Source organism: Pseudomonas helleri (assembly GCF_045830615.1).
GTDB lineage: Bacteria > Pseudomonadota > Gammaproteobacteria > Pseudomonadales > Pseudomonadaceae > Aquipseudomonas > Aquipseudomonas helleri.
Window position 1 is genome coordinate 4,303,786 of record NZ_CP174501.1, and the last position, 26,998, is coordinate 4,330,783.

25 protein-coding genes are annotated in these 26,998 nt (G+C 57.5%); 4 read left to right on the top strand and 21 right to left on the bottom strand.

Annotated features, from left to right (window positions below):
- Positions 1 to 142 precede the first annotated feature (142 nt).
- On the bottom strand, positions 143 to 730 hold the full coding sequence (locus ACJJU9_RS19445) for an ACP phosphodiesterase (RefSeq protein WP_407729336.1): 588 nt from the start codon (positions 728 to 730) through the stop codon (positions 143 to 145).
- Between the two features lie 169 nt (positions 731 to 899).
- Here ACJJU9_RS19445 and ACJJU9_RS19450 point away from each other — a divergent pair, with 169 nt between their 5' ends.
- The 3 genes from ACJJU9_RS19450 to ACJJU9_RS19460 are packed head-to-tail and all read left to right on the top strand — an operon-like array spanning position 900 to position 3,450.
- Positions 900 to 1,202: a helix-turn-helix transcriptional regulator gene (locus tag ACJJU9_RS19450; RefSeq protein ID WP_048385531.1), complete on the top strand. Its 303-nt coding sequence runs from the start codon at positions 900 to 902 to the stop codon at positions 1,200 to 1,202.
- An 11-nt stretch (positions 1,203 to 1,213) separates the two neighbouring features.
- Positions 1,214 to 2,380 carry an MFS transporter gene (locus tag ACJJU9_RS19455; RefSeq protein ID WP_048368057.1) on the top strand — a complete coding sequence of 389 codons (1,167 nt, stop codon included), beginning with the start codon at positions 1,214 to 1,216 and terminating at the stop codon, positions 2,378 to 2,380.
- Between the two features lie 20 nt (positions 2,381 to 2,400).
- On the top strand, positions 2,401 to 3,450 hold the full coding sequence (locus ACJJU9_RS19460; RefSeq protein WP_407729337.1) for an alkene reductase: 1,050 nt from the start codon (positions 2,401 to 2,403) through the stop codon (positions 3,448 to 3,450).
- A 618-nt stretch (positions 3,451 to 4,068) separates the two neighbouring features.
- On the opposite strand, the gene rpoS is transcribed toward ACJJU9_RS19460, so the two are convergent.
- The 8 genes from rpoS to ACJJU9_RS19500 form a co-directional block, all read right to left on the bottom strand.
- Positions 4,069 to 5,073 carry an RNA polymerase sigma factor RpoS gene (gene rpoS / locus ACJJU9_RS19465; protein WP_048368060.1) on the bottom strand — a complete coding sequence of 335 codons (1,005 nt, stop codon included), beginning with the start codon at positions 5,071 to 5,073 and terminating at the stop codon, positions 4,069 to 4,071.
- A gap of 108 nt (positions 5,074 to 5,181) precedes the next feature.
- The gene (locus ACJJU9_RS19470; RefSeq protein ID WP_048368462.1) at positions 5,182 to 6,003 is read right to left on the bottom strand and encodes a peptidoglycan DD-metalloendopeptidase family protein; all 822 of its coding nucleotides are present in this window, start codon (positions 6,001 to 6,003) and stop codon (positions 5,182 to 5,184) included.
- Between the two features lie 208 nt (positions 6,004 to 6,211).
- Positions 6,212 to 6,847: a protein-L-isoaspartate(D-aspartate) O-methyltransferase gene (locus ACJJU9_RS19475; protein ID WP_164488137.1), complete on the bottom strand. Its 636-nt coding sequence runs from the start codon at positions 6,845 to 6,847 to the stop codon at positions 6,212 to 6,214.
- Positions 6,848 to 6,888: 41 nt separating this feature from the next.
- Entirely contained in the window at positions 6,889 to 7,638 is a 750-nt protein-coding gene (gene surE, locus ACJJU9_RS19480; protein WP_048385535.1) for a 5'/3'-nucleotidase SurE, read from the bottom strand.
- Positions 7,626 to 8,684, bottom strand: a complete 1,059-nt coding sequence (gene truD, locus ACJJU9_RS19485) for a tRNA pseudouridine(13) synthase TruD (RefSeq protein WP_407729338.1) — start codon at positions 8,682 to 8,684, stop codon at positions 7,626 to 7,628. Before truD ends, surE begins: the two co-directional genes overlap by 13 nt.
- Positions 8,681 to 9,154: a 2-C-methyl-D-erythritol 2,4-cyclodiphosphate synthase gene (ispF, locus tag ACJJU9_RS19490; RefSeq protein WP_048368067.1), complete on the bottom strand. Its 474-nt coding sequence runs from the start codon at positions 9,152 to 9,154 to the stop codon at positions 8,681 to 8,683. The genes truD and ispF overlap by 4 nt, the downstream gene beginning before the upstream one ends.
- A 52-nt stretch (positions 9,155 to 9,206) precedes the next feature.
- On the bottom strand, positions 9,207 to 10,052 hold the full coding sequence (gene fghA, locus ACJJU9_RS19495) for an S-formylglutathione hydrolase (protein WP_407729339.1): 846 nt from the start codon (positions 10,050 to 10,052) through the stop codon (positions 9,207 to 9,209).
- Between the two features lie 154 nt (positions 10,053 to 10,206).
- The gene (locus tag ACJJU9_RS19500) at positions 10,207 to 11,319 is read right to left on the bottom strand and encodes an S-(hydroxymethyl)glutathione dehydrogenase/class III alcohol dehydrogenase (RefSeq protein WP_048385541.1); all 1,113 of its coding nucleotides are present in this window, start codon (positions 11,317 to 11,319) and stop codon (positions 10,207 to 10,209) included.
- Positions 11,320 to 11,427: 108 nt separating this feature from the next.
- Between ACJJU9_RS19500 and ACJJU9_RS19505 the strand changes: the two genes are divergently transcribed.
- Positions 11,428 to 12,327, top strand: a complete 900-nt coding sequence (locus ACJJU9_RS19505) for a LysR substrate-binding domain-containing protein (protein WP_407729340.1) — start codon at positions 11,428 to 11,430, stop codon at positions 12,325 to 12,327.
- 81 nt (positions 12,328 to 12,408) lie between these two features.
- Here ACJJU9_RS19505 and ispD read toward each other — a convergent pair whose 3' ends face one another.
- The 12 genes from ispD to fabZ all read right to left on the bottom strand — a co-directional run bounded on the left by ispD (position 12,409) and on the right by fabZ (position 26,989).
- Entirely contained in the window at positions 12,409 to 13,113 is a 705-nt protein-coding gene (ispD, locus tag ACJJU9_RS19510) for a 2-C-methyl-D-erythritol 4-phosphate cytidylyltransferase (RefSeq protein ID WP_048368073.1), read from the bottom strand.
- On the bottom strand, positions 13,110 to 13,388 hold the full coding sequence (gene ftsB, locus ACJJU9_RS19515; RefSeq protein ID WP_003440483.1) for a cell division protein FtsB: 279 nt from the start codon (positions 13,386 to 13,388) through the stop codon (positions 13,110 to 13,112). The genes ispD and ftsB overlap by 4 nt, the downstream gene beginning before the upstream one ends.
- Before the next feature lie 169 nt (positions 13,389 to 13,557).
- Positions 13,558 to 14,847 (bottom strand): phosphopyruvate hydratase, encoded by a 1,290-nt coding sequence (gene eno, locus ACJJU9_RS19520; RefSeq protein WP_048368076.1) that lies wholly within the window; start codon positions 14,845 to 14,847, stop codon positions 13,558 to 13,560.
- Between the two features lie 154 nt (positions 14,848 to 15,001).
- The gene (gene kdsA, locus ACJJU9_RS19525) at positions 15,002 to 15,847 is read right to left on the bottom strand and encodes a 3-deoxy-8-phosphooctulonate synthase (protein ID WP_048368078.1); all 846 of its coding nucleotides are present in this window, start codon (positions 15,845 to 15,847) and stop codon (positions 15,002 to 15,004) included.
- A 5-nt stretch (positions 15,848 to 15,852) separates the two neighbouring features.
- The gene (locus tag ACJJU9_RS19530; protein WP_048368080.1) at positions 15,853 to 17,484 is read right to left on the bottom strand and encodes a CTP synthase; all 1,632 of its coding nucleotides are present in this window, start codon (positions 17,482 to 17,484) and stop codon (positions 15,853 to 15,855) included.
- 272 nt (positions 17,485 to 17,756) lie between these two features.
- Entirely contained in the window at positions 17,757 to 19,073 is a 1,317-nt protein-coding gene (gene tilS / locus ACJJU9_RS19535) for a tRNA lysidine(34) synthetase TilS (protein WP_407729341.1), read from the bottom strand.
- Between the two features lie 199 nt (positions 19,074 to 19,272).
- Positions 19,273 to 20,220 (bottom strand): acetyl-CoA carboxylase carboxyl transferase subunit alpha, encoded by a 948-nt coding sequence (gene accA, locus ACJJU9_RS19540; protein ID WP_048368083.1) that lies wholly within the window; start codon positions 20,218 to 20,220, stop codon positions 19,273 to 19,275.
- Between the two features lie 184 nt (positions 20,221 to 20,404).
- Positions 20,405 to 23,926 carry a DNA polymerase III subunit alpha gene (dnaE, locus tag ACJJU9_RS19545; protein ID WP_048385552.1) on the bottom strand — a complete coding sequence of 1,174 codons (3,522 nt, stop codon included), beginning with the start codon at positions 23,924 to 23,926 and terminating at the stop codon, positions 20,405 to 20,407.
- A 78-nt stretch (positions 23,927 to 24,004) separates the two neighbouring features.
- Positions 24,005 to 24,631: a ribonuclease HII gene (rnhB, locus tag ACJJU9_RS19550; RefSeq protein ID WP_123749725.1), complete on the bottom strand. Its 627-nt coding sequence runs from the start codon at positions 24,629 to 24,631 to the stop codon at positions 24,005 to 24,007.
- A gap of 14 nt (positions 24,632 to 24,645) precedes the next feature.
- Entirely contained in the window at positions 24,646 to 25,773 is a 1,128-nt protein-coding gene (gene lpxB / locus ACJJU9_RS19555) for a lipid-A-disaccharide synthase (RefSeq protein ID WP_153390085.1), read from the bottom strand.
- 2 nt (positions 25,774 to 25,775) lie between these two features.
- Entirely contained in the window at positions 25,776 to 26,552 is a 777-nt protein-coding gene (gene lpxA, locus ACJJU9_RS19560; RefSeq protein ID WP_048368087.1) for an acyl-ACP--UDP-N-acetylglucosamine O-acyltransferase, read from the bottom strand.
- Entirely contained in the window at positions 26,549 to 26,989 is a 441-nt protein-coding gene (gene fabZ / locus ACJJU9_RS19565; RefSeq protein ID WP_048368088.1) for a 3-hydroxyacyl-ACP dehydratase FabZ, read from the bottom strand. Before fabZ ends, lpxA begins: the two co-directional genes overlap by 4 nt.
- Positions 26,990 to 26,998 lie beyond the last annotated feature (9 nt).

A 26,998-nucleotide genomic window follows, 5' to 3' on the forward strand; every position in this document is an offset into this window, starting at 1 on the left:
GTCCGGGCGCGCAGCGGCCGTAAAAAGAGCCAAAATCAAAAGATCGCAGCCTGCGGCGGCTCCTACGCTTTTACCGCGCCCGCCTGTAGTCGCTGACGAGGCACGAAGGCTGCGAAAGCGAGCAAGCTCGCTCCCACAGGCTTTATGGCGTCTGGCTGAGTTTTTCGCGGGCAGCAAACGCCTGCAGTTGCGGGTAGAAGGCGCTGAAGTCTTCACTCAGCGGTTCGTACAGGGCATGCAGGTCGCGCATGGCGCCGCTCAGTTCCTGTGGATGCGAAAGACGCCGGGCGATGCCGTTGAACACTTGCTCCAGCACGCCAAAGTCTCGATAGGACCCCAACCAGTCGTGCGCAGCCATGTGCGGGGCGATGCTGGCCAGACGCTTGGGCAACTGGGGTTGCGCAACCAGCAGCGCATAGAACGTTGAGGTGAAGCGCTCCAGCGGCCCTTCGGCGTATTGCACCCAATCCCGCGCCAAGCAATGGTCGAAGAAAACGTCCAGTACAATGCCGGCATAGCGACGCCGGGTCTGGGTGAAACGCGACAACGACTGATCAACCAATGGGTGCGCGTCGGTAAAGACGTCGATGCTGCGGTGCAACTGGATCGCCGACTCTATCGCCGGGCTGTATTGGCCCTGCAGGCGCCCTTTCACGAAGTCGCCATAGAGACTGCCGAGCAATTCTTCTGGCCGCTGGCCGCCAAGGTGCAGATGTGCGAGATAATTCATGCCGCGCAGTTTAGCACCGCGCTATTACGCACGACCAAAACATATCGTTATAACTCGATATACCGATTTGAGCTGACGTCAGATCAAATACATATTTGTATATCGCGATATTCCGATTTAAAGTTCGCCTCATCGCGATATAACGCTACACCTCATGAGCACTGCCACTATGCCGATCGACCTCGACGAAATAATAAAAGCGCTGGCACACCCAGTACGCCGAGAAATCATTCGCCTGCTTAAAAATCCGCAGGTCGAGTTTCCTGACCAGCATCACAGCACTGAGCACGGTGTGTGCGCAGGCCAGTTCGACCAACGCTTCGGGTTGTCGCAATCCACTGTTTCCGCCCACCTCGCCACTTTGCAGCGCGCTGGCTTGATCAGCAGCCAAAAAGTCGGCCAATGGCACTTTTTTAAACGCAATGAGGAAACCATTCAGGCCTTCCTCGCAACACTGAGCCAAGAGCTTTAACAAGGAATTCCATGCCTCTCTCGCTACTTATCCTGGCGCTCAGCGCCTTCGCCATCGGGACCACCGAGTTTGTGATCATGGGCTTGCTGCCTGATGTCGCAGCCGATTTGGGCGTGTCCATTCCGGGCGCTGGCTGGCTGGTAACGGGCTATGCCCTGGGCGTGGCCATTGGCGCGCCGTTTATGGCGCTGGCCACCGCCAAGTTGCCGCGCAAGGCCGCACTGGTGGCGTTGATGGGCATCTTTATTGTTGGCAATCTGCTTTGCGCCCTGGCCAGTGATTACGAAGTGCTGATGCTGGCCCGCGTGATTACCGCCCTGTGCCATGGCGCGTTCTTCGGTATCGGCTCGGTGGTGGCTGCCGGCCTGGTGCCTGCCAACAAGCGCGCGTCTGCGGTCGCACTGATGTTTACCGGCCTGACCCTGGCAAACGTCTTGGGTGTACCGCTGGGCACCGCCTTGGGCCAGGTTGCAGGATGGCGTTCGACATTTTTTGCCGTGACGGTGATTGGTGTGGTGGCGCTGATCGGCCTGATCCGCTTTTTGCCCACCAAGCGCGACGAAGAAAAACTCGACATGCGCGCCGAACTGGCTGCCCTCAAAGGCGCCGGGATCTGGCTTTCGTTGAGCATGACGGCATTGTTTTCGGCCTCCATGTTCACCCTCTTCACCTACGTCGCGCCGCTGCTCGGTGACGTGACGGGCGTATCGCCAACCGGCGTGACCTGGACCCTGCTGCTGATCGGCCTGGGCCTGACTGTCGGCAACATTATTGGCGGCAAGCTGGCGGACAAGCGCTTGGGCGCGACGTTGATCGGCGTGTTTATCGCAATGGCCGTGGTCTCGACCGTATTGACCTGGACCAGCGTGGCCCTGATTCCAACCGAGATCACCCTGTTCTTGTGGGCCACCGCTTCGTTTGCCGCGGTGCCCGCTTTGCAAGTCAACGTGGTGACCTTCGGCAAAGCCGCCCCCAACCTGGTGTCGACCCTGAATATTGGCGCTTTTAACGTCGGCAACGCATTGGGCGCCTGGGTAGGCGGCAGCGTGATTGCCCACGGCTTCGGCCTCACCAGCGTACCGCTGGCCGCCGCAGCGCTGGCGATACTGGCGCTGCTGGTCACCCTGATTACTTTTCGCCAGAACGGTAACCCCGAACTGGCCTCCGCAACACACTGATCCTTGAGAGGGCTGCATTAATGACCACGATTTTTGATCCGATCAAGCTGGGCGACCTTGAGCTGCCTAACCGCATCATCATGGCGCCGCTGACCCGCTGCCGTGCCGAAGAAGGCCGTGTGCCAGGCGCTCTGATCGCGGAGTACTACGTACAGCGCGCATCAGCAGGCTTGATCCTCAGCGAAGCCACTTCGGTTACCCCGCTGGGCGTTGGCTACCCGGACACCCCAGGCATCTGGTCCGACGAACAGGTTCGCGGCTGGACCAACGTTACCAAGGCCATCCATGACGCCGGTGGGCGCATCTTCCTGCAACTGTGGCACGTTGGGCGGATTTCCCACTCGCTGTACCTGAACGGCGAACTGCCCGTCGCACCGAGCGCCATCGCCGCCAAAGGCCATGTCAGCCTTGTTCGTCCAAAGGCAGACTTCGAAGTGCCACGCGCTCTGGAAACGGCTGAGATCACCGACATCGTCGAGGCTTACCGTACCGGTGCCGAAAACGCCAAAGCCGCAGGTTTTGACGGCGTTGAGATCCATGGCGCCAACGGTTACCTGCTCGATCAGTTCCTGCAAAGCAGCACCAACCAGCGCACCGACCAATACGGTGGTTCGTTGGAAAACCGTGCCCGCCTGATGCTGGAAGTCACCGACGCGGTAGTCGAAGTCTGGGGTGCTGGCCGCGTTGGCATGCACTTGTCGCCTCGCGCAGACCTGCACGACATGGGCGATGACAACCGGGCTGAAACTTTCGGGTATGTGGCTAAGGAACTGGGCAAGCGCGGTATCGCGTTTATCTGCGCCCGTGAGCGTGAAGCAGAAGACAGCCTGGGCCCACAGCTCAAAGAAGCGTTTGGCGGCCCTTACATCGTCAACGAAGGCTTCACTAAAGACAGCGCCAATGCCTTGATCGCTGCCCGCAAGGCAGACGCTGTTGCGTTTGGCGTGCCTTTTATTGCCAACCCAGACCTGCCAGCCCGCTTGAAGGCCGATGCACCGCTCAATGAACCGCAACCGGAGACCTTCTACTCCAAAGGCCCTGTCGGCTTCATTGACTACCCGGCGCTGTAAGCCCGCGCTTAAACACCGGCTTGCTCGCGGCCGGTCTTTAAACACATAAAAAAACGCCCAAGGCCATTCAAGCCCTGGGCGTTTTGTTTTAAATGCAGGTAACGGCTTAAACGCTTAAGTGGCGCGCCAGAGCACTTTTTAACGGGCAAAAAAAAGGGGCGGTTTGACCCGCCCACATTTTTTCCCTAATCCCTTTTGTTCCTTCTCATCATCCTGATGAATTGCATCCTGCAATGTCCTTAACGTTCCTCCTTGAACGCCGTGTCTATCCGTCGACACAGTTAAGATACTAGAGCCTTCTAAAATTGCTGCAAGCGCACCAGTTATAGATTTTTATTACAAAGCAGCGCCTTATAAAAACACAAAACCTATTACTTTCAACGAGTTATAAAACTAAACAAGTAAGAAAAAGTCATTCATTCCTACGTCTTTCGCCGTTGGCTTACAGAAAACGTAAGTAAAGGCTTACATCCGATCGCAGATAAAGCTCAACTTCGTACGTGTCATCCCATTTCAAGCCCACACATTTTTAAGAACAGGCCTGAATTGACTTGGCGCAAACAATGTCAGCCCATAAAAAAACCCCGAAAGCTCGGGGTTTTGGTCAGCACACTTCGTTTACTGAAACAGTGATTCGCTCGACAAACCATTACGTTCAAGAATCTCACGCAGGCGCTTGAGCCCTTCAACCTGGATTTGTCTTACACGTTCACGGGTCAAGCCAATTTCCAGCCCGACATCTTCAAGGGTGCTGCTTTCATGCCCACGCAAGCCGAAGCGGCGAATCACCACCTCGCGCTGTTTATCGGTGAGCTCGGATAGCCACTCATCAATACTCTGCGACAAATCATCGTCCTGCAGCAGCTCACAAGGATCTGTAGGGCGATCATCGGTGAGGGTATCAAGCAGTGTTTTGTCGGAGTCCGGGCCTAAAGAAACGTCTACCGAAGACACACGTTCGTTGAGCCCAAGCATGCGCTTGACCTCCGAGACGGGTTTTTCGAGCAGATTGGCGATTTCTTCAGGGGAGGGTTCGTGATCGAGCTTTTGCGTCAGTTCGCGCGCAGCTCGCAGGTAGACATTGAGCTCTTTTACAACGTGGATCGGCAAACGGATGGTTCGGGTCTGGTTCATAATTGCCCGTTCAATCGTCTGACGGATCCACCAGGTGGCATAGGTCGAGAAGCGGAACCCGCGTTCCGGGTCAAATTTCTCGACTGCCCGAATCAGGCCCAGATTGCCCTCTTCGATCAGGTCTAGCAGTGAAAGCCCACGATTGACGTAACGTCGGGCGATTTTCACCACCAGTCGCAAGTTACTTTCAATCATGCGTTTGCGCCCAGCGGGATCGCCACTTTGCGATAAACGCGCAAAATGGACTTCTTCTGCTGGTGAGAGCAACGGGGAGAAGCCAATTTCATTGAGGTACAGCTGAGTCGCATCGAGCGCCCGGGTGTAATCAATGTACTTGTGCTGCTTTGAGGCAGCTGCTTTTTTCGACTTGGTGCGAGCTGTAGGGGTTGAGTCGTTTTCTTCTGACATCAAGTCACTATCGATGCTGGCGTCCATAAGGAGCACCTCATCGTCGATGTCAAACCCCGGCGCTTCTTTGCTGAGAGCCATTGTTCTAGTCCTTTGGTGAGTTCGACCTCAAGCTCAAGCATCGCCTTTATCCTTGGCAACGCTGGAGCCTGTTCCTTTCATCTACATCAGGAACAGGCTGGTAACTGATCAACGGCGTGGAAGGAATTGCAATGGATCTACAGGTTTACCCTGGCGGCGAATTTCAAAGTGAAGTTTCACCCGGTCTGTACCAGTTGACCCCATTTCGGCAATTTTCTGCCCGACCTTGACCTGCTGCCCCTCCCGTACCAAAAGCCTGCGGTTGTGGCCGTAGGCACTAACATAGGTGTCACTGTGTTTGATGATGACTAATTCGCCGTAGCCCCTCAATCCACTGCCGGCGTATACAACTGAGCCATCAGACGCAGCTAAAACAGGCTGTCCCAAATCTCCGGCAATATCAATACCTTTATTCAAACTACCGTTTGAAGAAAATTTCCCGATCAAAATACCGTCTGCGGGCCATCCCCAGCCTTTGGGTGCAGGGCCTGCAGGCAAAGGCTGCGTGTTGACCGGTGTCGCCGTCGTGGCGACCGGGCGCTTGGTGACGGTAGTTTTGCTGCCTGATGAAGACGAAACCACGGTGGTTGTCGTGCCCCCTGAAGGGACAGTTCCTGCACGTCCATCGAAACGGATTGATTGCCCCGGAACGATCGTATACGGCGCCGCAATATTGTTTTTTGCCGCCAGCGCTTTCCAGTCCCAACCGTAGCGAAAGGCAATCGAGAACAACGTATCGCCACGTTTGACCACATACTGACCGGTGGTAACAGCCGGGCGCTGAGCCACACCGTTAACGCCACTTGTACCGCTTTTGGACGCGCTGGAACACGCCGCCAACATCGCCAGGGAGACACTTAACACCAGACCCGCCACTACTCTCTGATAGCTTATGGTCCCCATACGCTGCGTAATGACTGTGAGACTCACCCGCCGCTCCCTTTGAAGATGGCTAAAAATTAGAACGCCAGTCGCGGCCCTCATTGGGCGCAAGTATAACTGGCTGTACAGCTTTGCAGACGGCAAAGCCCATTCATAAACGTATTGTTTAAACCCCGAACAGGCACAGGACGGGCCTGACCACTGCGCTGTATGACCCGTACCCGGCATGATAATTCAGCCGGGCAGCGCTAAAGAATCAGGCCAGCGGCCCATTAAGCAGCGGTACAAACCGCACATTGCCAATGACGCGCCGGGCAAATCCGTGCTCTTCACGCACGATCAGCATCAGTTGCTGAACGTCACCTGCGCCGACCGGGATCACCAGGCGCCCGCCCGGAGCCAGTTGGTCGAGCAAGGCTTGCGGTACATCCGTGGCCACGGCGGTGACGATAATGCCATTGTAAGGTGCAAGCGCCGGCCACCCTTCCCAACCATCGCCCCAGCGAAAGACCACGTTACGCAAGTTAAGCTCAAGCAGACGTTCTTTGGCGCGATCCTGCAGCACCTTGATGCGCTCGACCGAGAAAATCCGCTCAACCAACTGCGACAACACCGCTGTCTGGTAACCCGAACCGGTGCCGATCTCCATGACTTTGTCCAGCGGGCCATCTTCGAGCAGCAGCTCGCTCATGCGCGCCACCATATACGGCTGGGAGATGGTCTGGTTGTTGCCAATCGGCAGCGCCGTGTCTTCGTAGGCACGGTGGGCCAGGGCTTCATCAACAAACAGGTGACGAGGTGTACGCCGAATGACCTCAAGCACTTTCTGGTTAACGATGCCCTCTTCACGCAGGCGCTGAATCAGCCGCTCACGTGTCCGCTCCGAGGTCATGCCAATGCCGCGATGCATCAGGCCATCCTGCTCACGCCCCATCAGCCCAACCCCTCCAGCCAGCCATCGAGGCTTTTGAAGGCATCTCCAAAGGTGCGATCCAGTTGTAACGGGGTAATCGACACATAACCCTGCATCACAGCGTGGAAGTCGGTGCCGGGGCCGCCGTCTTCCGCGTTGCCCGCTGCGGCAATCCAGTAACCCGCCTTGCCACGCGGATCGACCATGCGAACCGGCGCCGCTGCACGGGCGCGATGGCCCAGGCGGGTTAGCTGGATACCGCGGATCTTGTCCAGCGGCAAATTGGGAATGTTGACGTTCAGCACGGTGCGCGGTGGCAGCTCAAGCAGGTGATGTGCATCCACCAGCTTGCGCGCGAAATAGGCCGCCGTCGGCAGGTTGTCGACCTGGCGCGAGACCAGCGAGAACGCAAACGAAGGACGCTCCAGAAAGCGCCCTTCAAGGGCTGCTGCCACGGTGCCCGAATACAACACGTCATCACCCAGGTTGGCACCCAGATTGATCCCCGATACCACCATGTCCGGCTGCTGCTCCAACAGGCCATTGAGGCCCAGGTGCACGCAATCGGTCGGCGTCCCGTTGATGCTGATAAAGCCATTGGTCAGGGTATGCGGATGCAACGGGCGGTCGAGCGTCAGCGAGCTGCTCGCGCCACTTTTGTCTTGATCGGGGGCAATCACCACGCACTCGCAATAATCCGCCAAGGCGTCATAAAGCGCAGCTATCCCCGGGGCGCTGACCCCATCATCGTTTGAAATCAGAATACGCATAGGCTGTCCGTTTGCCCCAAAGACACCAGATCAACAAGTTCGCGCACCAGAACAGTGGCGAAGCATCCGGCCGGCAGTACAAATTCCAGTTGCAGAATATCTGGTTGCGGATAATGCCACGTCAGTCGGCCAATGGGCAGCCGCAGAATACGTCGCTCGTGGCTCATGCCAGCGCGAACCAGCCAGTCACGCAAATCGGCTTCACGCTCGGCAATGGCTTGCTCCAGCACATGGGTCGCACCTGTGGTTGGTGAATCACCTTCGCCCCACTGCGGGCCGGTCGGGTGCAGATCAAGGATAGCCAATCGCGGGTCGTTGCACTCCGCTTCGCCCGCCGGGAAAAAGCTCCGGCTGTCGGTGAAGGCCAGCAGATCCCCTACCTGCGCACGCTGCCAGCTGCCATCGGCGACGCGGGCGGCCAGCACCTGATTGAACAGATAGCTGCGCGCTGTAGAGAGTAGCCGCGAACGGACATTGCGCTGCTCCGGCAGGGCTTTGCGCGCCGCATAATCACGCGCCTCGCCCAGATTGCCGCCTTCCCAGCCAAAACGCTGGGTGCCGAAATAATTCGGCACACCCTCACGGGTGATCAATTCCAGACGTTGCTGCAAGGCGTCTTTGTCGGCGTTCAGTTGCGTCAGGCGCAACGTGAAACCGTTTGCCGCGTGGGCACCGCGTTGCAGTTTACGTTTGTGCCGCGAGGTCTTGAGGATCTTCAGCGTGTCGTTTTCAGCACCTGACAGGTCAGGGTCCGCCTTGCCCGGCAACTGCACACTGAACCATTGGCGGGTCAGCGCCTGACGATCCTTCAGACCGGCGTAGCTCACCGTGCGCAAAGGCACGCCTGCGGCCTTGGCAATACGCCGCGCCGCTTCTTCGGTATTCAGACCACGCTTTTCTACCCACAACCACAAGTGCTCGCCATCCCCGGACAGCGGGATATCCAGCACTTCATCGACCTGAAAATCTTCGGCCGTGGCTTTTAGCACTGCGGTGCCCAACGGCACGCCGTGAGCTGTCGGCCCCAGCAGATCAAACTCGTTCATGCGCGAACCAACAAAGCGATGGAATGCACCGCGATGCCTTCTTCACGGCCCACGAAGCCGAGTTTTTCAGTGGTAGTGGCTTTTACGTTTACCTGGTCCAAATCAACCTCAAGATCCGCTGCAATCAACGCACGCATCGTTTCAATGTGCGGTGCCATTTTTGGCGCCTGAGCAATGATGGTGTTATCGACATTACCGACTTTCCAGCCTTTGGCATGGATCAACCCGACGATATGGCGCAACAGGACACGGCTGTCCGCGCCCTTGAACTGCGGGTCGGTGTCCGGAAAATGCTTGCCGATATCGCCCAGCGCCGCCGCCCCCAGCAATGCATCGCTGAGCGCGTGCAGCAGCACGTCGCCATCAGAGTGGGCCAAGAGCCCGAATTTATGAGCAATACGCACGCCGCCCAGGGTTATAAAATCGCCTTCAGCAAAACAGTGCACATCATAGCCGTGGCCAATACGCATAAAAAAACGCCCCGATTAAGTCAGGGCGTGATTCTACCTACTTTGCTCAACATTAGGCGCTTAGTGCACGCGCGTGATGCCGCAAGTGGTCGTCAATGAAGCTGGCGATAAAGAAATAGCTGTGGTCATAGCCCGGCTGCAGACGCAAAGTCAGCGGATGGCCCGCCAGTTTGGCCGCTTGTTGCAGCGCTTCAGGCTTGAGCTGGACGGTCAAAAAGTCATCCCGATCACCTTGGTCGACCAGCAACGGCAGCTTTTCACTGGCCTCGCTGATCAACACACAGGCATCCCACTCGCGCCAGCGCGCACGCTCTTCACCCAGGTAATGGGTGAACGCCTTCTGCCCCCAAGGGCAATCCATCGGATTGCTGATCGGCGCAAATGCCGACACCGATTGATAGCGCCCCGGATTGCGCAAGGCACATACCAGAGCCCCGTGACCGCCCATCGAATGCCCGCTGATGCCGCGTTGTTGCGACGCAGGGAAATGAGCCTCAACCAATGCAGGCAATTCCTGCACCACATAATCATGCATCCGGTAATGCTGGGCCCAAGGTTGCTGGGTGGCGTTGACATAAAAGCCCGCCCCCAGGCCGAAATCCCACGCACCTTCCGGATCATCCGGCACACCTTCGCCACGCGGGCTGGTGTCCGGGCAAACAATAATCAGGCCTAACTCGGCGGCCAGTTTCATGGCGCCAGCCTTATGCATGAAGTTCTCATCGGTGCAGGTCAGCCCCGACAACCAGTACAGTACCGGCAGCTTGACGCCCTGCTCGGCCTGGGGTGGCAAATACACGGCAAACACCATGTTGCAGCCCAAGACTTCAGAGCGATGCTGGTAACGCTTGTGCCAGCCGCCAAAGCTTTTCTGGCAGGAAATATTTGTTAAGGGCATTAGGAGCAGCTCCAAGCTTTTAGCTGCAAACCGCACGATAAGCCCACTGTAGGAGCGAGCTCGCCTCGCGATCTTTTGATCGTTAAAAAGATCGCGAGGCAAGCTCGCTCCTACAGCGTCAGTGATTGGGCTTACCCCGGCTTGTAGCTATTCGTCAGAATTTAATAACAGTACGAATGCTTTTGCCTTCGTGCATCAGGTCGAATGCCTTGTTGATGTCTTCCAGGCCCATGGTGTGGGTAATGAACGTGTCCAGCGGGATTTCGCCGGTTTGCGCCATGTCGACATAGCTTGGCAGCTCGGTACGACCGCGCACGCCACCGAACGCCGAACCCCGCCATACGCGGCCTGTCACCAGTTGGAACGGACGGGTCGAGATTTCCTGACCGGCACCGGCAACGCCGATGATCACCGACTCGCCCCAGCCTTTGTGGCAGCATTCCAGCGCCGCACGCATCAGTTGCACATTGCCGATGCACTCAAAGGAGAAATCAACGCCGCCGTCGGTCATGTCGACGATCACTTCCTGGATCGGGCGATCAAAGTCTTTCGGGTTGACGCAATCCGTCGCGCCCAGCTGTTTGGCAATCTCAAACTTGGCCGGGTTGATGTCAATGGCGATGATGCGCGATGCCTTGGCTTTGACAGCACCAATCACTGCCGACAGGCCGATGCCGCCCAAGCCGAAGATCGCCACGGTGTCGCCCGGCTTGACCTTGGCGGTGTTGAGCACTGCGCCAATCCCGGTGGTGACGCCGCAACCCAGCAGGCAGACTTTCTCCAGCGGTGCATCTTTTTGAATTTTAGCGACGGAAATTTCCGGGAGTACGGTGTACTCCGAGAACGTCGACGTGCCCATGTAATGGAAAATCGGCTCGCCTTTGTAGGAGAAACGCGTAGTGCCGTCGGGCATCAAGCCTTTGCCTTGGGTCGAACGAATGGCCTGGCAAAGGTTGGTCTTGCCCGACAGGCAGAATTTACATTGGCGGCATTCCGGGGTGTACAACGGGATCACGTGGTCGCCAACGGCCACCGACGTCACGCCCTCACCGATGGCTTCTACGATGGCGCCGCCTTCGTGGCCCAGGATCGACGGGAAGATGCCTTCCGGGTCCGCGCCCGACAAGGTGTAGGCATCAGTATGGCAAACGCCCGACGCCACAACCCGCAGCAGCACTTCGCCAGCCTTGGGCATGGCGACATCCACTTCTACGATTTCCAGTGGCTTTTTGGCCTCGAACGCTACGGCAGCACGTGACTTGATCATCCATCGTCTCCAGCAAAGTAAAAACAAGGTGCCGAGTGTAAATCAGCTCTGAGTGATTAATAATCCAGGCAAAAGCAAAACATTATTGCTCTACAGGGATAATCAACCGTGAACGAAAACCGTTGGGAAGGTATAGACGAATTTGTCGCGGTGGCTGAGTGTGGCCAATTCACAGCGGCGGCAGAGCGCTTGGGCGTATCGTCTTCGCACATCAGCCGCCAGGTGGCGCGCCTTGAAGAACGCTTGCAGACCCGTCTGTTCTACCGCAGTACCCGACGGGTCACGCTGACCGAAGCCGGGCAAACCTTTTTGCAGCACTGCCAGCGTCTGCAAGATGGCCGCGAAGAAGCACTGCGTGCCATCGGTGACCTGACCAGCGAGCCCAAAGGCATGCTGCGCATGACCTGTGCCGTAGCCTATGGCGAACGTTTTATCGTGCCCTTGGTGACGCGTTTTATGGGCGTATACCCACAATTGCGGGTCGACATTGAACTGACCAACCGGCCACTGGACCTCGTACACGAAAGCCTCGATCTGGCGATCCGGCTGGGCCGACTGCATGACTCAAGCCTGGTCGCCACCCGTCTGGCCCCCAGGCGCATGTACGTGTGCGCGTCACCGTCGTATCTGGAACGATACGGGCGGCCCCACAGTTTGTCGGAATTGAGCCGTCACAACTGCCTGATTGGCAGTTCGGACATCTGGCAACTGGAGCAGGATGGGCGAGAATTTTCGCAGCGGGTGCAAGGCAATTGGCGCTGCAACAGTGGGCAGGCGGTATTGGACGCGGCGTTATTGGGGGTTGGCCTGTGTCAGCTACCGGACTATTACGTGCTGGAGCATTTGAAGACCGGGGCGCTGGTGTCGTTGCTCGATGCGCACCAGCCACCCAATACCGCGGTGTGGGCGCTGTACCCGCAACAACGGCACTTGTCACCCAAAGTCAGAAAGCTGGTGGATTACCTGAAGGCAGGCTTGGCCAAGCGGGAGGAGTATTCGGGACCATAGAAACCTGTGTAGGAGCGAGCTTGCCTCGCGATCTTTTAAAAGATCAAAAGATCGCGAGGCAAGCTCGCTCCTACGCGGGGATCAGCGGTTAGCCCAGCGCAGCCGCAGCCATTCAAGGTCTTCGGGGCGGGTGACTTTGATGTTGTCTGAACGGCCTTCGATCAGGCGTGGCGCCTGCCCCGCCCATTCCATTGCCGAGGACTCGTCGGTAATGGTCGCATCCGACACCAGGCTGTCAGCCAAGGCGCGGTGCAGCGCACCCAACCGAAACATCTGCGGCGTGTAGGCCTGCCAGATCAAGCTGCGGTCGACGGTTTCGACTGCCCGGCCATTTTTGTCCACGCGCTTGAGCGTGTCCCGCGCCGGAACCGCCAGCAAACCACCGACCGGATCATCTGCCAGCTCGTAGAGCAGCTTGTCGAGGTCTTCGCGTGACAAATTAGGTCGCGCGGCATCGTGCACCAGCACCCAGTCATCATCACTGGCGCCCTGCGCATGCAGGTACAACAAGGCGTTCAACACCGAATCGGCACGCTCGCGGCCACCGTCAACCCGGGCAATACGCGGGTCGGCAGCACATCGCAAAGAGGGCCAGAACGGATCATCAAACGCCAGACTGACCACCAAACCTTTAAGGCCGGGGTGATCAAGGAAACAGCCAAGGCTGTGTTCAAGAATACTGCGCCCGCCCAACTGCAAATATTGCTTGGGACGGTCTGCGGCCATACGGGCACCCACGCCCGCAGCAGGAATCACGGCCCAAAAGGCCGGTGATGCGATTCTCATTGGGCCAACTGGTAGAGGGTTTCGCCCTCTTTAACCATTCCCAATTCATGGCGGGCCCGTTCTTCAACGGTCTCCATGCCTTTTTTCAACTCAAGGACTTCCGCATCCAGCACGCGGTTACGCTCCAACAGCACTTCGTTTTCAGCATGCTGATCAGCAATTTGCTGCGTCAGATCTGTCACCTGCGCCAAACTCCCATTCCCCACCCACAGGCGATACTGCAGGCCAGCCAGAAGCAAGAGCAAAATGAGGAACAACCAATTGGGACTGCGCATCGAATATCAGGTATCCAGTGAAAAGACAGCCATGCCGACAAACGTAAACAACCAACAGTACAAAGCCTGGAAGAACCAGGCTTGTACTTGATAAGCATCAGGTTAGTGTCAAAACACCCACGATGGCGAGTTTTCTGACACAACCTGTTGTCTTTTTACCACCAACTGCTTAGCCGCGGAACTCGCCACGACCGTTGTACTTGGCTTTAGCACCCAATTGCTCTTCGATACGCAGCAATTGGTTGTACTTGGAAACGCGGTCCGAACGGCACAGGGAACCGGTTTTGATCTGGCCAGCCGAGGTGCCCACGGCCAGGTCGGCAATGGTGGAATCTTCGGTTTCACCGGAACGGTGCGAGATCACAGCGGTGTAACCAGCGGCCTTGGCCATCTGGATGGCTTCCAGAGTTTCGGTCAGGGTGCCGATCTGGTTGAACTTGATCAGGATCGAGTTGGCGATGTTTTTATCGATGCCCTCTTTCAGGATCTTGGTGTTGGTCACGAACAGGTCGTCACCTACCAGCTGAACTTTCTCACCGATTTTGTCGGTCAGGATCTTCCAGCCATCCCAGTCAGACTCGTCCAGACCGTCTTCGATGGAGATGATCGGGTAGCGCTGAGTCAGACCTTTGAGGTACTCGGCGAAACCTTCGGAGCTGAACACCTGACCTTCGCCGGACAGGTTGTATTTGCCGTCTTCGTAGAATTCGCTGGCCGCGCAGTCCAGTGCCAGGGTCACGTCAGTGCCCAGGGTGTAACCGGCGTTGGCGATCGCTTCGGAGATCACTTTCAGTGCATCTTCGTTGGACGCCAGGTTAGGTGCGAAACCACCTTCGTCGCCTACTGCGGTGTTCAGGCCACGGGCCTTGAGCACAGCTTTGAGGTGATGGAAGATTTCGGTGCCCATGCGCAGTGCGTCGGAGAAGGTCTTGGCGCCAACTGGCTGAACCATGAACTCCTGGATATCGACGTTGTTATCAGCGTGTTCGCCACCGTTGATGATGTTCATCATCGGAACCGGCATCGAGTAAACACCCGGCGTGCCGTTAAGGTTGGCGATGTGCGCGTACAGCGGCAGGTCCTGGTCCTGAGCTGCAGCCTTGGCTGCTGCCAGAGACACCGCCAGGATTGCGTTAGCGCCCAGCGAGCCTTTGTTTTCAGTGCCGTCCAGCGCGATCATCGCGTGGTCCAGCGCTTTTTGATCAACTGGGTCTTTACCCAGCAGCAAGTCGCGAATCGGGCCGTTGATGTTGGCAACCGCTTTCAGCACGCCTTTGCCCAGGTAACGGCTCTTGTCGCCATCACGCAGCTCCAACGCTTCGCGCGAGCCAGTGGAAGCACCGGAAGGCGCGCAAGCACTGCCGATGATGCCGTTGTCGAGAAGCACGTCGGCTTCCACAGTGGGATTGCCACGGGAGTCGAGAACTTCACGACCTTTGATGTCGACGATTTTTGCCATTGTTGTAAGCACTCCAAAGTTGACGAAAACGACGCAGCTGAGGGAAATCTGGTTATCGCCGGCAAGGATCGAAAAACGGGCAGCCTTGCGGACGATAAAGCCCGGGCCACAAGGGCCCGAGAAATCGTGCGGTACTTTACCGGAGAAAAGCGGATCAGGCCGTTTCTATTGTCGGAAAACTTTTAACCAACTCATCCAGCGACTTCAGTTGAGCCAGGAAAGGCTCAAGCTTGTCCAGACGCAAGGCGCAAGGGCCATCGCATTTGGCATTGTCAGGATCCGGGTGCGCCTCAAGGAACAGCCCCGCCAGGCCCTGGCTGATGCCAGCCTTGGCGAGGTCAGTGACCTGGGCACGACGACCACCGGCAGAATCGGAGCGACCACCGGGCATTTGCAGCGCGTGGGTCACGTCGAAAAAGACCGGGTATTCAAATTGCTTCATGATGCCGAAGCCCAGCATGTCGACCACAAGGTTGTTGTAGCCAAAGCTTGAGCCACGCTCACAGAGGATCAACTGATCGTTGCCCGCTTCTTCGCACTTGCTCAGGATGTGCTTCATTTCCTGAGGAGCAAGGAATTGGGCTTTTTTGATGTTGATCACGGCACCGGTCTTGGCCATGGCCACAACCAGGTCAGTCTGGCGCGACAGGAAAGCCGGCAACTGGATGATGTCGCAGACCTCGGCGACCACGGCTGCTTGCGCAGGCTCGTGGACGTCGGTGATCACCGGCACACCAAACGCTTGCTTGATGTCCTGAAAAATCCGCATGCCCTCTTCCAGGCCGGGGCCACGGTAAGAGTTGATCGATGAACGGTTAGCCTTGTCGAAACTGGCCTTGAATACGTAAGGGATACCGAGCTTTTCGGTAACACGTACGTATTCTTCGCACACCTGCATGGCCATATCACGGCTTTCCAGCACGTTCATGCCACCGAACAAGACCATTGGCTTGTCGTTGGCAATGTCGATATTGCCTACGCGGATAATTTTTTGCGCCATGCTGATTAAGCCTTCTTCTCGTGTTGCGCCAATGCTGCTTTAACGAAACCGCTGAACAGAGGGTGACCATCACGAGGAGTCGAGGTGAACTCCGGGTGGAACTGGCACGCCACGAACCAAGGATGATCCGGTGCTTCAACCACTTCTACCAGCGCGCCGTCACCGGAACGACCGGTCACTTTCAGGCCCGCTTCGATCAGCTGTGGCAGCAGGTTGTTGTTCACTTCATAGCGATGGCGATGACGTTCAACAATCACGTCCTTGGCATAGCAATCATGAACCTTGGAGCCGGCTGCCAGTTGGCAGTCCTGCGCGCCCAGACGCATGGTGCCGCCCAGATCAGAGGTTTCGGTACGGGTTTCGACTGCACCGGTGGCGTCTTCCCACTCAGTGATCAAGCCCACAACCGGGTGGCCGCTGCTGCGATCGAACTCGGTGGAGTTGGCGTCTTTCCAGCCCAGCACGTTACGTGCGAACTCGATTACGGCCACTTGCATGCCCAGGCAGATACCCAGGTAAGGCACCTTGTTCTCACGAGCATATTGAACCGCGGTGATCTTGCCTTCTACGCCGCGCAAACCGAAGCCGCCCGGAACCAGAATGGCGTCAGCGCCTTCGAGCAGTTCAGTGCCTTTGTTTTCGATGTCTTCGGAGTCAATGTAACGCAGGTTGACCTTGGTACGGTTGGAAATACCGGCGTGGCTCATCGCTTCGATCAGCGACTTGTACGCGTCCAGCAGTTCCATGTACTTGCCAACCATGGCGATAGTGACTTCGCGCTCAGGGTTGAGCTTGGCGTCGACCACTTTGTCCCATTCGGACAGGTCGGCGCTGTTGCACTGCAAGCCAAAACGCTCAACGACGAAATCATCCAGGCCCTGAGCGTGCAGCATGCCCGGGATCTTGTAGATGGTGTCGGCGTCTTCCAGAGAGATGACCGCACGCTCTTCAACGTTGGTGAACAGCGCGATCTTGCGACGCGAAGACACATCAACGTGGTGATCGGAACGGCAGATCAGCACGTCTGGCTGCAGGCCGATGGAGCGCAATTCTTTAACCGAGTGTTGCGTTGGTTTGGTTTTCGTTTCGCCAGCAGTGGCGATGTACGGAACCAGAGTCAGGTGCATCAGCATGGCGCGCTTGGCGCCCACTTCGATGCGCAACTGACGGATAGCCTCGAGGAACGGTTGGGACTCAATGTCACCCACAGTGCCGCCAATCTCGACCATCGCTACGTCGGCATCGCCGGCGCCCTTGATGATCCGACGCTTGATTTCGTCAGTGATGTGCGGAATCACCTGGATGGTCGCCCCCAGGTAATCACCACGGCGCTCCTTGCGCAGGACGTGTTCGTAAACGCGGCCCGTGGTGAAGTTGTTGTTCTGGGTCATGGTCGTGCGGATGAACCGCTCGTAGTGGCCCAAGTCCAGGTCGGTCTCGGCGCCGTCATGAGTGACGAACACTTCACCGTGCTGGAACGGGCTCATGGTGCCCGGATCAACGTTGATGTAGGGGTCCAGCTTCAGCATGGTGACCTTAAGTCCCCGCGCCTCCAGGATGGCTGCCAATGAAGCCGAGGCAATGCCTTTCCCCAATGAAGAAACAACACCGCCCGTGACGAAGATGTAGCGCGTCATGAAAAACCCTAGAAGTCTGCGTTAAAGCGGTCAGAGCCGCCGGGGAGAGCGAAGGAAGGCCGAAGCCCCCAATCACCAGCATTAGTCACAGTGCACCTTTCGAAAAACTGCTGCGTTGAAACAGACCGATGGAGACCAACGGTTCGATACAAGCCACACATTTTTTTAAAATCGCCCAGCAAAGACTGCTTGGTAATCGGCAACATCTGCAATTCCGGTGAATTTACAGAAGTTGTATCAAGAAGGGAGCGTAGTCTACCGGAAAGCCCCTTTCAGCTCAAACCTTGATCGCTGGAAGTTGGCAACCACTGCAATTGCCAACGCCCACAGGGGTCGCAAGCCAGTCCCTGGAGGTTTGCCACCGCCATTAACTGCTCATTGCGGTACAACAGCGGCAATCTGCCACGCACAAAGCCGGGTACACCGTGCTCGTTGAGCAAACGTTTAAGATCCCGATGCCCGCGTTGCGCCAGTTGCATCACCTCACCACCTTGACGATAGCTCACGCGCAAAGGACCTGCGGGAATCTCGCCGAGCAAACGTAACTGACCATTACCCGGCAGGCTCAATGGCAAATCCGTCTGCTCCCACGCCAATGGCGCAACAGGCTGACGCAACCAGTCGCCGCTCAACCACCAGAGGTGGCCGCCAGCCCGGTGCAACTGGCCATCGGCTAATGTCCAGATCGGCTGCGCATCTTCGCGGGCATCGCGCAGGGTTTCCCAGCCGGCCCAATGATCGGTGTCCGGCAGTTGAGTGAAGCCGGCCAGCCAATGGCGCAACGCGTTGCGTTGACGGGCCGCTGAAAGCCCGGCAATCGGTGCCAGCGCCAAGGACGGCAGGCCAAGCCAGGAGAACTCGGTGTGCGGGGTTGCGGCGGCGAGATCCTGTTGCGCCAACTCGTCGAGCAAGCCTTGCGCCTCGGCACAATGGGCAGCCGTGCGCGCCAGGCTCGCAGCAGCTTGCGGCCAGCGCTTGGTCAGGGTTGGAAAAACCTCATGGCGCAGGTAGTTACGCGAAAAATCGGTTTGGGTGTTCGAAGGGTCTTCGACCCAGCTCAAGCCGTGCGCGCGCGCGTAGGCTTCCAGCTCGGCGCGAGAGACATCCAGCAAGGGACGGCACAAATGGCCCTGCCCCAGCACCCGCTCACGGGGCATGGCCGCCACCCCGCTCACCCCTGCCCCGCGCAACAGGCGAAACAACACGGTTTCTGCCTGATCATCACGGTGCTGGCCCGTCAGCAAGACTTCGCCCGCCTGCGTGACGGCTTCAAAAGCCTGATAGCGCGCTTCTCGTGCAGCGCGCTCAAGGCTTGCGCCAGGGCGGACCTGCACCTGGACCACCTGCAACGGCACAGCCAGCGAATCACACAGCACCTGACAATGCGCCGGCCACGAATCAGCAACCACCTGCAAGCCATGATGCACATGGACGGCGGACAGAGCAGGAAGCGAATGGGTTTGACGCAGATGGGCGAGCAGGTGCAGCAGAACGGTTGAATCAAGGCCGCCAGAGAGTGCGACGTGCCAGGCATTGGCGTTGCGCCAGGGGGTCAGGGCTTGAAGCAGTTGCGTTGAGAGGTTGGGCATGTCGAGCACCGTCCAGATCAAAAGCCCCTCACCCTAGCCCTCCCCCAGAGGGAGGGGGACTGACCGGATGCGAACTCTAGAACACCGCTAATCAGCGCAGCCCCCGGAGGGAGGGGAACTGACTGGATGCGAACTCTAGAACACCGCTAATCAGCTCCCTCTCCCCCAGGGAGAGGGTTGGGGTGAGGGCAAGCTTTGATCAGAGACCGTAGCTCATCAGGCGGTCATAACGACGCTTGAGCAAGGTTTCGGTGTCCAGCTTTTTCAGCATGTCCAATTGCGACAGCAGCTCACCACGGATGGTCGCAGACGCTGCGGCCGGATCACGGTGCGCACCGCCCAATGGCTCGGTGATGATCTTGTCGACAATACCCAGGCCTTTGAGGCGCTCAGCGGTAATGCCCATGGCTTCTGCTGCGTCCGGCGCTTTTTCGGCGGTTTTCCACAGAATCGAGGCGCAACCTTCTGGCGAGATCACCGCGTACGTCGAGTACTGCAGCATGTTCAACTGGTCGCAAACACCAATCGCCAATGCACCGCCCGAGCCGCCTTCACCAATAACGGTAGAGATGATCGGGGTTTTCAAGCGGGCCATCACCCGCAGGTTCCAGGCAATCGCTTCGCTCTGGTTGCGCTCTTCAGCGTCGATCCCAGGGTATGCACCCGGTGTGTCGATGAACGTCAGGATCGGCATTTTGAAACGCTCGGCCATTTCCATCAGGCGGCACGCCTTGCGGTAGCCTTCTGGACGCGGCATACCGAAGTTACGGCGAACCTTCTCGCGCACTTCGCGGCCTTTCTGGTGACCGATCACCATCACGGGCTGGTCATCCAGGCGCGCAATACCGCCCACGATGGCGGCGTCATCCGAGAAGTGACGGTCGCCGTGCAACTCGTCGAACTCGGTGAAGATGTGATCGATGTAGTCCAGGGTGTAAGGACGACGCGGGTGACGGGCCAGACGAGCAATTTGCCAGCTGGTCAGCTTGCCGAAAATATCTTCAGTCAGCGTTTTGCTTTTGTCTTGCAGGCGAGAGATTTCATCGCTGATGTTCAGCGAGTTGTCATTACCGACCAAGCGCAACTCTTCGATTTTGGCTTGCAGGTCAGCAATCGGCTGTTCGAAATCAAGAAAATTCGGGTTCATAAGCATCCGTCTTGGGTCGGCGGCAAAGCATGCCAGCGGGTTTGAAGCCCAGCATTTGCTGGTGAATCCAACCCGACTGGGGCAGCCGGTTGATCTGTATCGCGCCTACCTTAAGGGAGAGGCGCTCTCAGGTCGAGATTAAAAATTCAGGTCGAGGTCAGGGCGCGTGTATCGCCCCTGACCGTCAACGGTATTGGAGGAAGACGTTGTCTCGCCCAAACTGGTCACGCAACGCTTGAATCAAGCTGTCTGCCGGATCAATTCGCCAGCTTTCGCCAAACTGCAGCAAAGCCTTGGCGTCTGCGCCGGTGTAGTCCAGGGTGATCGGGCACGCCCCACGGTGTTTTTTGAACAACTCGCCCAAAAAGCGCAATTGATCGCCTTTGAGCGCCGCTTGCGTCACTTTCAGACGCAAACTTTCAGCCAGGCTGGTGCGCGCTTCTTCCATGCTCATCACGCGCTTGACCCGCAAACGCAGGCCGCCGGAGAAGTCATCATTGCTGACCTCACCTTCGACCACCACCATTGCATCAGTCTGCAACAGCGATTGCGCCGAATGGAAGGCCTCGGCAAACAGCGAGGCTTCGATGCGCCCTGAACGGTCGTCCAGGGTGATAAAGCCCATTTTGTCGCCCTTTTTGTTCTTCATCACGCGCAAGGCAATGATCATCCCCGCGACAGTCTGGGTGTCCCGCGCCGGTTTCAGATCAATGATGCGCTGACGGGCAAAGCGGCGGATCTCACCTTCATACTCATCAATCGGGTGACCGGTCAGGTACAGCCCAAGGGTGTCTTTCTCACCTTTGAGGCGCTCCTTGAGGGTCAGTTCCTTGGCCTTGCGGTGGTTGGCATAGACATCCGCGTCTTCTTCGACAAACAAACCGCCAAACAAATCGGCATGCCCACTGTCATGGGTACGCGCAGTCTGTTCAGCCGACTTGATGGCCTCTTCCATCGCCGTCAGCAACACCGCGCGGTTCAGGTCGATATGCGCCTGATAAGCCTTAGGCTCGTCATAGAAATACGGCCCAAGACGGTCCAACGCACCACTGCGGATCAAACCATCGAGAGTACGCTTGTTGATCCGCTTGAGGTCAACACGGGCACAGAAATCGAACAAATCAGTAAACGGGCCGTCTTTGCGCGCTTCGGTGATGGCTTCAACCGGCCCCTCACCCACCCCTTTGATCGCGCCCAGGCCGTAAATAATGCGGCCTTCGTCGTTCACCGTGAACTTGAACTCCGAGGCATTCACATCCGGCGCATCAAGACGCAGCTTCATGCTGCGAATTTCTTCGATCAGGGTCACAACCTTGTCAGTGTTGTGCATATCCGCCGACAGTACCGCGGCCATGAACGGTGCCGGGTAGTGAGTTTTCAGCCAGGCCGTCTGGTACGACACCAGACCGTAAGCAGCGGAGTGAGACTTGTTGAAACCATAACCGGCAAATTTCTCTACCAGGTCGAAAATGTTACCGGCAAGGTCGGCATCAATATTGTTGTTGCCACAGCCTTCGATGAAACCGCCGCGCTGCTTGGCCATTTCTTCGGGTTTTTTCTTACCCATGGCTCGACGCAGCATGTCAGCGCCGCCAAGGGTGTAACCGGCCATGACCTGAGCAATCTGCATCACCTGTTCCTGATACAGGATGATGCCGTAGGTCGGCGCCAATACCGGCTTGAGGCCTTCGTACTGGTAGTCAGAGTGCGGGTACGCCAGTTCGGCGCGACCGTGCTTACGGTTGATAAAGTCATCAACCATGCCTGATTGCAGCGGGCCCGGACGGAACAGGGCCACCAGTGCGATCAAGTCTTCAAGACAGTCGGGCTTAAGCTTTTTGATCAGCTCTTTCATGCCGCGCGACTCAAGCTGGAACACCGCAGTGGTCTCGGCTTTTTGCAGCAATTGGTACGTGGGCTTGTCGTCCAGCGGGATAAAGGCGATGTCCAGCGGCGCTTCATTGACCTTGGCGCGGTCACGGTTGATGGTTTTCAGCGCCCAGTCGATGACCGTCAGGGTCCGCAGACCGAGGAAGTCGAACTTCACCAGACCTGCCGACTCAACGTCATCCTTGTCGAACTGGGTGACCAGACCGCCACCCTCTTCATCGCAGTAAATCGGCGAGAAGTCCGTGAGTTTGGTCGGGGCGATAACCACACCACCGGCGTGCTTACCCACGTTACGCACAACGCCTTCAAGCTTGCGCGCCATTTCCCAGATTTCGGCAGCCTCTTCATCGACCTTAATGAAGTCGCGCAGGATCTCTTCCTGCTCAAAGGCCTTTTCGAGGGTCATGCCCACTTCGAACGGGATCATCTTCGACAGGCGGTCAGCCAGGCCGTAAGACTTGCCCTGAACCCGCGCCACGTCGCGGATTACCGCCTTCGCAGCCATCGAACCAAAGGTGATGATCTGGCTTACGGCGTTACGACCGTATTTTTCGGCCACGTACTCAATAACCCGGTCGCGACCATCCATGCAGAAGTCGACGTCAAAGTCGGGCATCGATACCCGTTCCGGGTTAAGGAATCGTTCGAATAGCAGGTCGTATTCCAGCGGATCAAGGTCGGTGATCTTCTGCACATACGCTACCAGCGAGCCGGCACCCGACCCCCGGCCAGGCCCCACCGGCACGCCGTTGCTTTTGGCCCACTGGATAAAGTCCATTACGATCAGGAAGTAACCGGGGAACCCCATCTGGATGATGATATCCAGCTCGAAATTCAGCCGGTCGACGTACACCTGACGCTTGGCGTCGTAGTCTTCGGTGGTGTCTTTGGGCAGCAGAACGGTCAAGCGCTCTTCAAGACCTTCAAAGGACACTTTGCGGAAATATTCATCGATGGTCATGCCATCGGGAATCGGGAAGTTGGGCAGGAAGTGAGTGCCCAGCTTCACGTCAATATTGCAGCGCTTGGCAATTTCGACCGTGTTGGCCAGCGCCTCCGGCAGGTCACTGAACAGCTCGGCCATTTCTTCGGCGCTTTTCAGGTACTGCTGGTCGCTGTAGTTCTTGGAGCGACGCGGGTCATCCAGCGCCCGGCCTTCACCAATGCATACGCGAGTTTCGTGAGCCTCGAAATCTTGCTGCTTGATGAAGCGCACATCGTTGGTGGCCACCAATGGCGCACCGATCTCATCGGCCAGCGCAACGGCGGCGTGCAGGTGCTCTTCATCATTGGGACGGCTGGTGCGCTGAACTTCGAGATAAAAGCGCTCGGGGAACACCGTCATCCACTCAAGCGCCAGGGTGCGCGCCTCTTCGGCGTTACCGCTGAGCAGCGCCAGGCCGATCTCGCCCTCTTTGGCAGCCGACAGCATGATCAAACCGTCGGCAGCTTCAGCGACCCACTCACGCTCAATGATCACCTGACCGTTGCGCTGACCGTCGATAAAGCCCCGCGAGATCAGCTCGGTCAGGTTGCGGTAACCCACGGCATTCATCGCCAACAGGCTGATACGGCTCAGCGGGTTATCCGGGTCTTTGTTCGACAGCCACAGGTCGGCACCACAAATCGGCTTGATACCGCCGCCCATGGCGGTTTTATAGAATTTGACGAGAGAACACATGTTGTTCTGATCGGTCACCGCTACGGCGGGCATGTTCATGCCGGCCAGGGTTTTGATCAGCGGTTTGATCCGCACCAGGCCATCGACCAGGGAGTATTCAGTGTGCAGGCGCAGGTGAACGAATGAAGCCGGCATGGTGATCCTGTCTATCAGCTTTGGAAAACAACAAGGCCCGGATTGTACCGGGCCTTGGCAAAAACATCAGCCTCGCGACTAAACCTTGGCAAGGCCTTCACGCGCTTCGTACGCACGGCGAACCGGGCCGAACGAGCGTCGATGAATAGGCGTCGGGCCCAAACGCTCAAGGGCTTCCAGATGGACGGAGGTAGGGTAACCCTTGTGCCCACCGATACCATAACCGGGGTATTGCAGCTCAAAGGCCGCCATCTCACGGTCACGGCTGACCTTGGCCAAAATCGAAGCGGCAGCAATGGCCGGGACCTTGCTATCGCCCTTGACCACCGCTTCGGCCGGCATGGCCAGCTTGGGGCAGCGGTTACCGTCAATCATCGCCAGTTTAGGGGTGATGCTCAGCCCTTCTACCGCACGCTGCATGGCCAGCATGGTGGCGTGCAAAATGTTCAGTTCGTCGATTTCTTCGACTTCAGCCCGCGCAATGCACCAGCTCAGGGCTTTTTCGCGAATCTCATCGAAAAGCTTTTCACGACGCGCTTCGGTCAGTTTTTTCGAATCGTTGAGGCCCGCGATCGGGCGCATCGGGTCAAGAATGACCGCTGCCGTGACCACAGCACCGCACAACGGGCCACGACCGACTTCATCAACGCCGGCAACCAGGTCTTCAACCTGATTGACCAGATTGAAGTCCAATCCGATTTGCATAGTCACTGTACTCATTAAGATTTTGCGATCAGGCCCAGCACCGCGTCTGCGGCCTGATTGGAAGCGTCGAGACGCAATGTGCGATGGATCTCGTCAAAGCCGCGTGTTTGTTCCTCACCGCCATCCAGCAAAGGCAAGACGGTATCAGCCAGCGCATCTGGCGTTGCAGCATCCTGCAACAGTTCAGGCACCAACAGGCGTTGAGCCAGCAGGTTGGGCAGCGACACGTACGGGCTTTTGACCAGACGTTTGAGGATCCAGAACGTCAGCGACGACAAGCGATACGCAACCACCATCGGCCGTTTGTACAGCAGCGCCTCAAGGGTCGCTGTGCCGGAGGCGATCAACACCGCATCACAGGCTGCCAGCGCCAGGTGTGACCGGCCATCGAGCAAGGTCAACGGCAAGTCACGGCCCACCAGCGATTGCTCAATCTGAATACGACGCGCGTTATTGGCGCACGGCAATACAAAACGGACCTCAGGACGCGCCTGATAGACCTTCTGCGCAGCATCCAGAAACAAACCGCCCAGCTTGCCGACTTCCCCGCCGCGACTGCCGGGCATCAAGGCGATCAGCGGGCCATCGGGCAGGCCCAATTCAGCACGCGCAGCAGCACGATCAGCTTCAAGCGGGATGGCATCGGCCAACGGGTGGCCGACAAAACGCACCGGCACGCCCTTCTCTTCGTAGAATTTGGCTTCAAACGGGAACAGCGTGAGCATCAAGTCGCAGCCTTCGCGAATTTTCAGCACCCGCTTCTGACGCCATGCCCACACCGACGGGCTGACGTAGTGCACGGTCTTGATCCCGGCACGGCGCAATTGCAGCTCGATGTTAAGGGTGAAGTCAGGGGCGTCGATGCCGATAAACACGTCAGGCTTTTCAGCAATCAGCGTTTTAACCAGCTCTTTGCGGCGCTTGAGCAGCTCACGCAGGCGGCCAAGCACTTCCACCAGGCCCATGACCGACAAGCGCTCCATCGGGAAGTAAGAGCTCATGCCCTCTGCTTCCATCAATGGACCGCCGACGCCAATGAACTCGATATCCCCATGACGGGCTTTGAGCGCACGCATCAGACCGGAGCCGAGAATGTCACCGGAGGCTTCGCCAGCCACCAGAGCAATACGCAATCTGGCCATGATTAGCGCGTAATGCCGCGAGTAGACGAACGGATCGACTCGACGAACATCGCCACTTCAGGGAACTGCACAGCCGGTTCGGCCAGTTCAGCCAGCGCCTGGTCGACGGTAAGGCCCTGTCGGTAGACCACTTTGTAAGCTCGGCGCAGGGCGTGAATGGCTTCATCGCTGAAACCACGGCGGCGCATGCCTTCAAAGTTCATGCTGCGCGCTTCGGCCGGGCTACCGAACACGGTGACAAACGCCGGAACGTCTTTACCGATGGCAGTGCCCATGCCCGAAAAACTGTGCGCACCGATATGGCAGAACTGGTGAACCAGCGTGAAGCCGGACAGGATCGCCCAGTCACCCATGTGCACATGGCCCGCCAGGGCGGCGTTGTTAACCAGAATGCAGTGGTTGCCAATCACGCTGTCATGCCCGATGTGGGCATAGGCCATGATCAAGTTGTGATCACCCAGCGTTGTTTCAGCACGGTCCTGCACGGTGCCGCGGTGAATGGTGACGCCTTCACGAATAACGTTGTGGTCACCAATCACCAGGCGCGTTTCTTCGCCTTTGTACTTCAGATCAGGTGTGTCCTCGCCTACCGAAGAAAACTGGTAGATGCGATTGTGTTTACCGATCCTGGTTGGGCCTTTAAGAATCACATGCGGCCCAATCACAGTCCCCTCGCCGATTTCCACACCTGCGCCGATGATCGACCAAGGGCCGACCTCGACGTCGTCGGCCAAAATGGCCGTCGGATCGATGATTGCGCGAGGGTCAATCAAACTCATAGTTTGCGTTCCGCACAGATGATCTCAGCCGAGCACACTGGCTTGCCGTCAACCGTGGCCTGGCATTCAAATTTCCAGATGGAGCGCTTGCAGCTCAGGAACTTGGCTTCAAGGATCAGTTGATCCCCAGGCAGTACAGGCTGGCGAAAGCGCAGCTTGTCGGAGCCGACGAAATAATAGAGCGTGCCGTCGGAAGGCTTCAGATCCATCATCTTGAAACCCAGAATGCCAGCGGCCTGAGCCATCGCTTCAATGATCAGGACGCCCGGCATGATCGGGTGCGCCGGGAAGTGACCATTGAAGAAAGGTTCATTGATGCTGACATTCTTGTAGGCACGAATGCGCTTGTTCTCGACATCCAGATCCACCACTCGGTCCACCAGCAGGAACGGGTAACGGTGGGGCAGATATTCGCGAATCTCGTTGATGTCCATCATTTCGTGGGG

Bases quoted from the DNA above. Each gene is read 5' to 3' on its own strand.
- ACJJU9_RS19445 (WP_407729336.1), bottom strand. From the start codon at position 730: ATGAATTATCTCGCACATCTGCACCTTGGCGGCCAGCGGCCAGAAGAA.
- ACJJU9_RS19450 (WP_048385531.1), top strand. From the start codon at position 900: ATGCCGATCGACCTCGACGAAATAATAAAAGCGCTGGCACACCCAGTA.
- ACJJU9_RS19455 (WP_048368057.1), top strand. From the start codon at position 1,214: ATGCCTCTCTCGCTACTTATCCTGGCGCTCAGCGCCTTCGCCATCGGG.
- ACJJU9_RS19460 (WP_407729337.1), top strand. From the start codon at position 2,401: ATGACCACGATTTTTGATCCGATCAAGCTGGGCGACCTTGAGCTGCCT.
- rpoS (WP_048368060.1), bottom strand. From the start codon at position 5,073: ATGGCTCTCAGCAAAGAAGCGCCGGGGTTTGACATCGACGATGAGGTG.
- ACJJU9_RS19475 (WP_164488137.1), bottom strand. From the start codon at position 6,847: ATGACCTCGGAGCGGACACGTGAGCGGCTGATTCAGCGCCTGCGTGAA.
- surE (WP_048385535.1), bottom strand. From the start codon at position 7,638: ATGCGTATTCTGATTTCAAACGATGATGGGGTCAGCGCCCCGGGGATA.
- truD (WP_407729338.1), bottom strand. From the start codon at position 8,684: ATGAACGAGTTTGATCTGCTGGGGCCGACAGCTCACGGCGTGCCGTTG.
- ispF (WP_048368067.1), bottom strand. From the start codon at position 9,154: ATGCGTATTGGCCACGGCTATGATGTGCACTGTTTTGCTGAAGGCGAT.
- fghA (WP_407729339.1), bottom strand. From the start codon at position 10,052: ATGCCCTTAACAAATATTTCCTGCCAGAAAAGCTTTGGCGGCTGGCAC.
- ACJJU9_RS19500 (WP_048385541.1), bottom strand. From the start codon at position 11,319: ATGATCAAGTCACGTGCTGCCGTAGCGTTCGAGGCCAAAAAGCCACTG.
- ispD (WP_048368073.1), bottom strand. From the start codon at position 13,113: ATGAGAATCGCATCACCGGCCTTTTGGGCCGTGATTCCTGCTGCGGGC.
- ftsB (WP_003440483.1), bottom strand. From the start codon at position 13,388: ATGCGCAGTCCCAATTGGTTGTTCCTCATTTTGCTCTTGCTTCTGGCT.
- eno (WP_048368076.1), bottom strand. From the start codon at position 14,847: ATGGCAAAAATCGTCGACATCAAAGGTCGTGAAGTTCTCGACTCCCGT.
- kdsA (WP_048368078.1), bottom strand. From the start codon at position 15,847: ATGGCGCAAAAAATTATCCGCGTAGGCAATATCGACATTGCCAACGAC.
- ACJJU9_RS19530 (WP_048368080.1), bottom strand. From the start codon at position 17,484: ATGACGCGCTACATCTTCGTCACGGGCGGTGTTGTTTCTTCATTGGGG.
- tilS (WP_407729341.1), bottom strand. From the start codon at position 19,073: ATGCCCAACCTCTCAACGCAACTGCTTCAAGCCCTGACCCCCTGGCGC.
- accA (WP_048368083.1), bottom strand. From the start codon at position 20,220: ATGAACCCGAATTTTCTTGATTTCGAACAGCCGATTGCTGACCTGCAA.
- dnaE (WP_048385552.1), bottom strand. From the start codon at position 23,926: ATGCCGGCTTCATTCGTTCACCTGCGCCTGCACACTGAATACTCCCTG.
- rnhB (WP_123749725.1), bottom strand. From the start codon at position 24,631: ATGCAAATCGGATTGGACTTCAATCTGGTCAATCAGGTTGAAGACCTG.
- lpxB (WP_153390085.1), bottom strand. From the start codon at position 25,773: ATGGCCAGATTGCGTATTGCTCTGGTGGCTGGCGAAGCCTCCGGTGAC.
- lpxA (WP_048368087.1), bottom strand. From the start codon at position 26,552: ATGAGTTTGATTGACCCTCGCGCAATCATCGATCCGACGGCCATTTTG.
- fabZ (WP_048368088.1), bottom strand. From the start codon at position 26,989: ATGATGGACATCAACGAGATTCGCGAATATCTGCCCCACCGTTACCCG.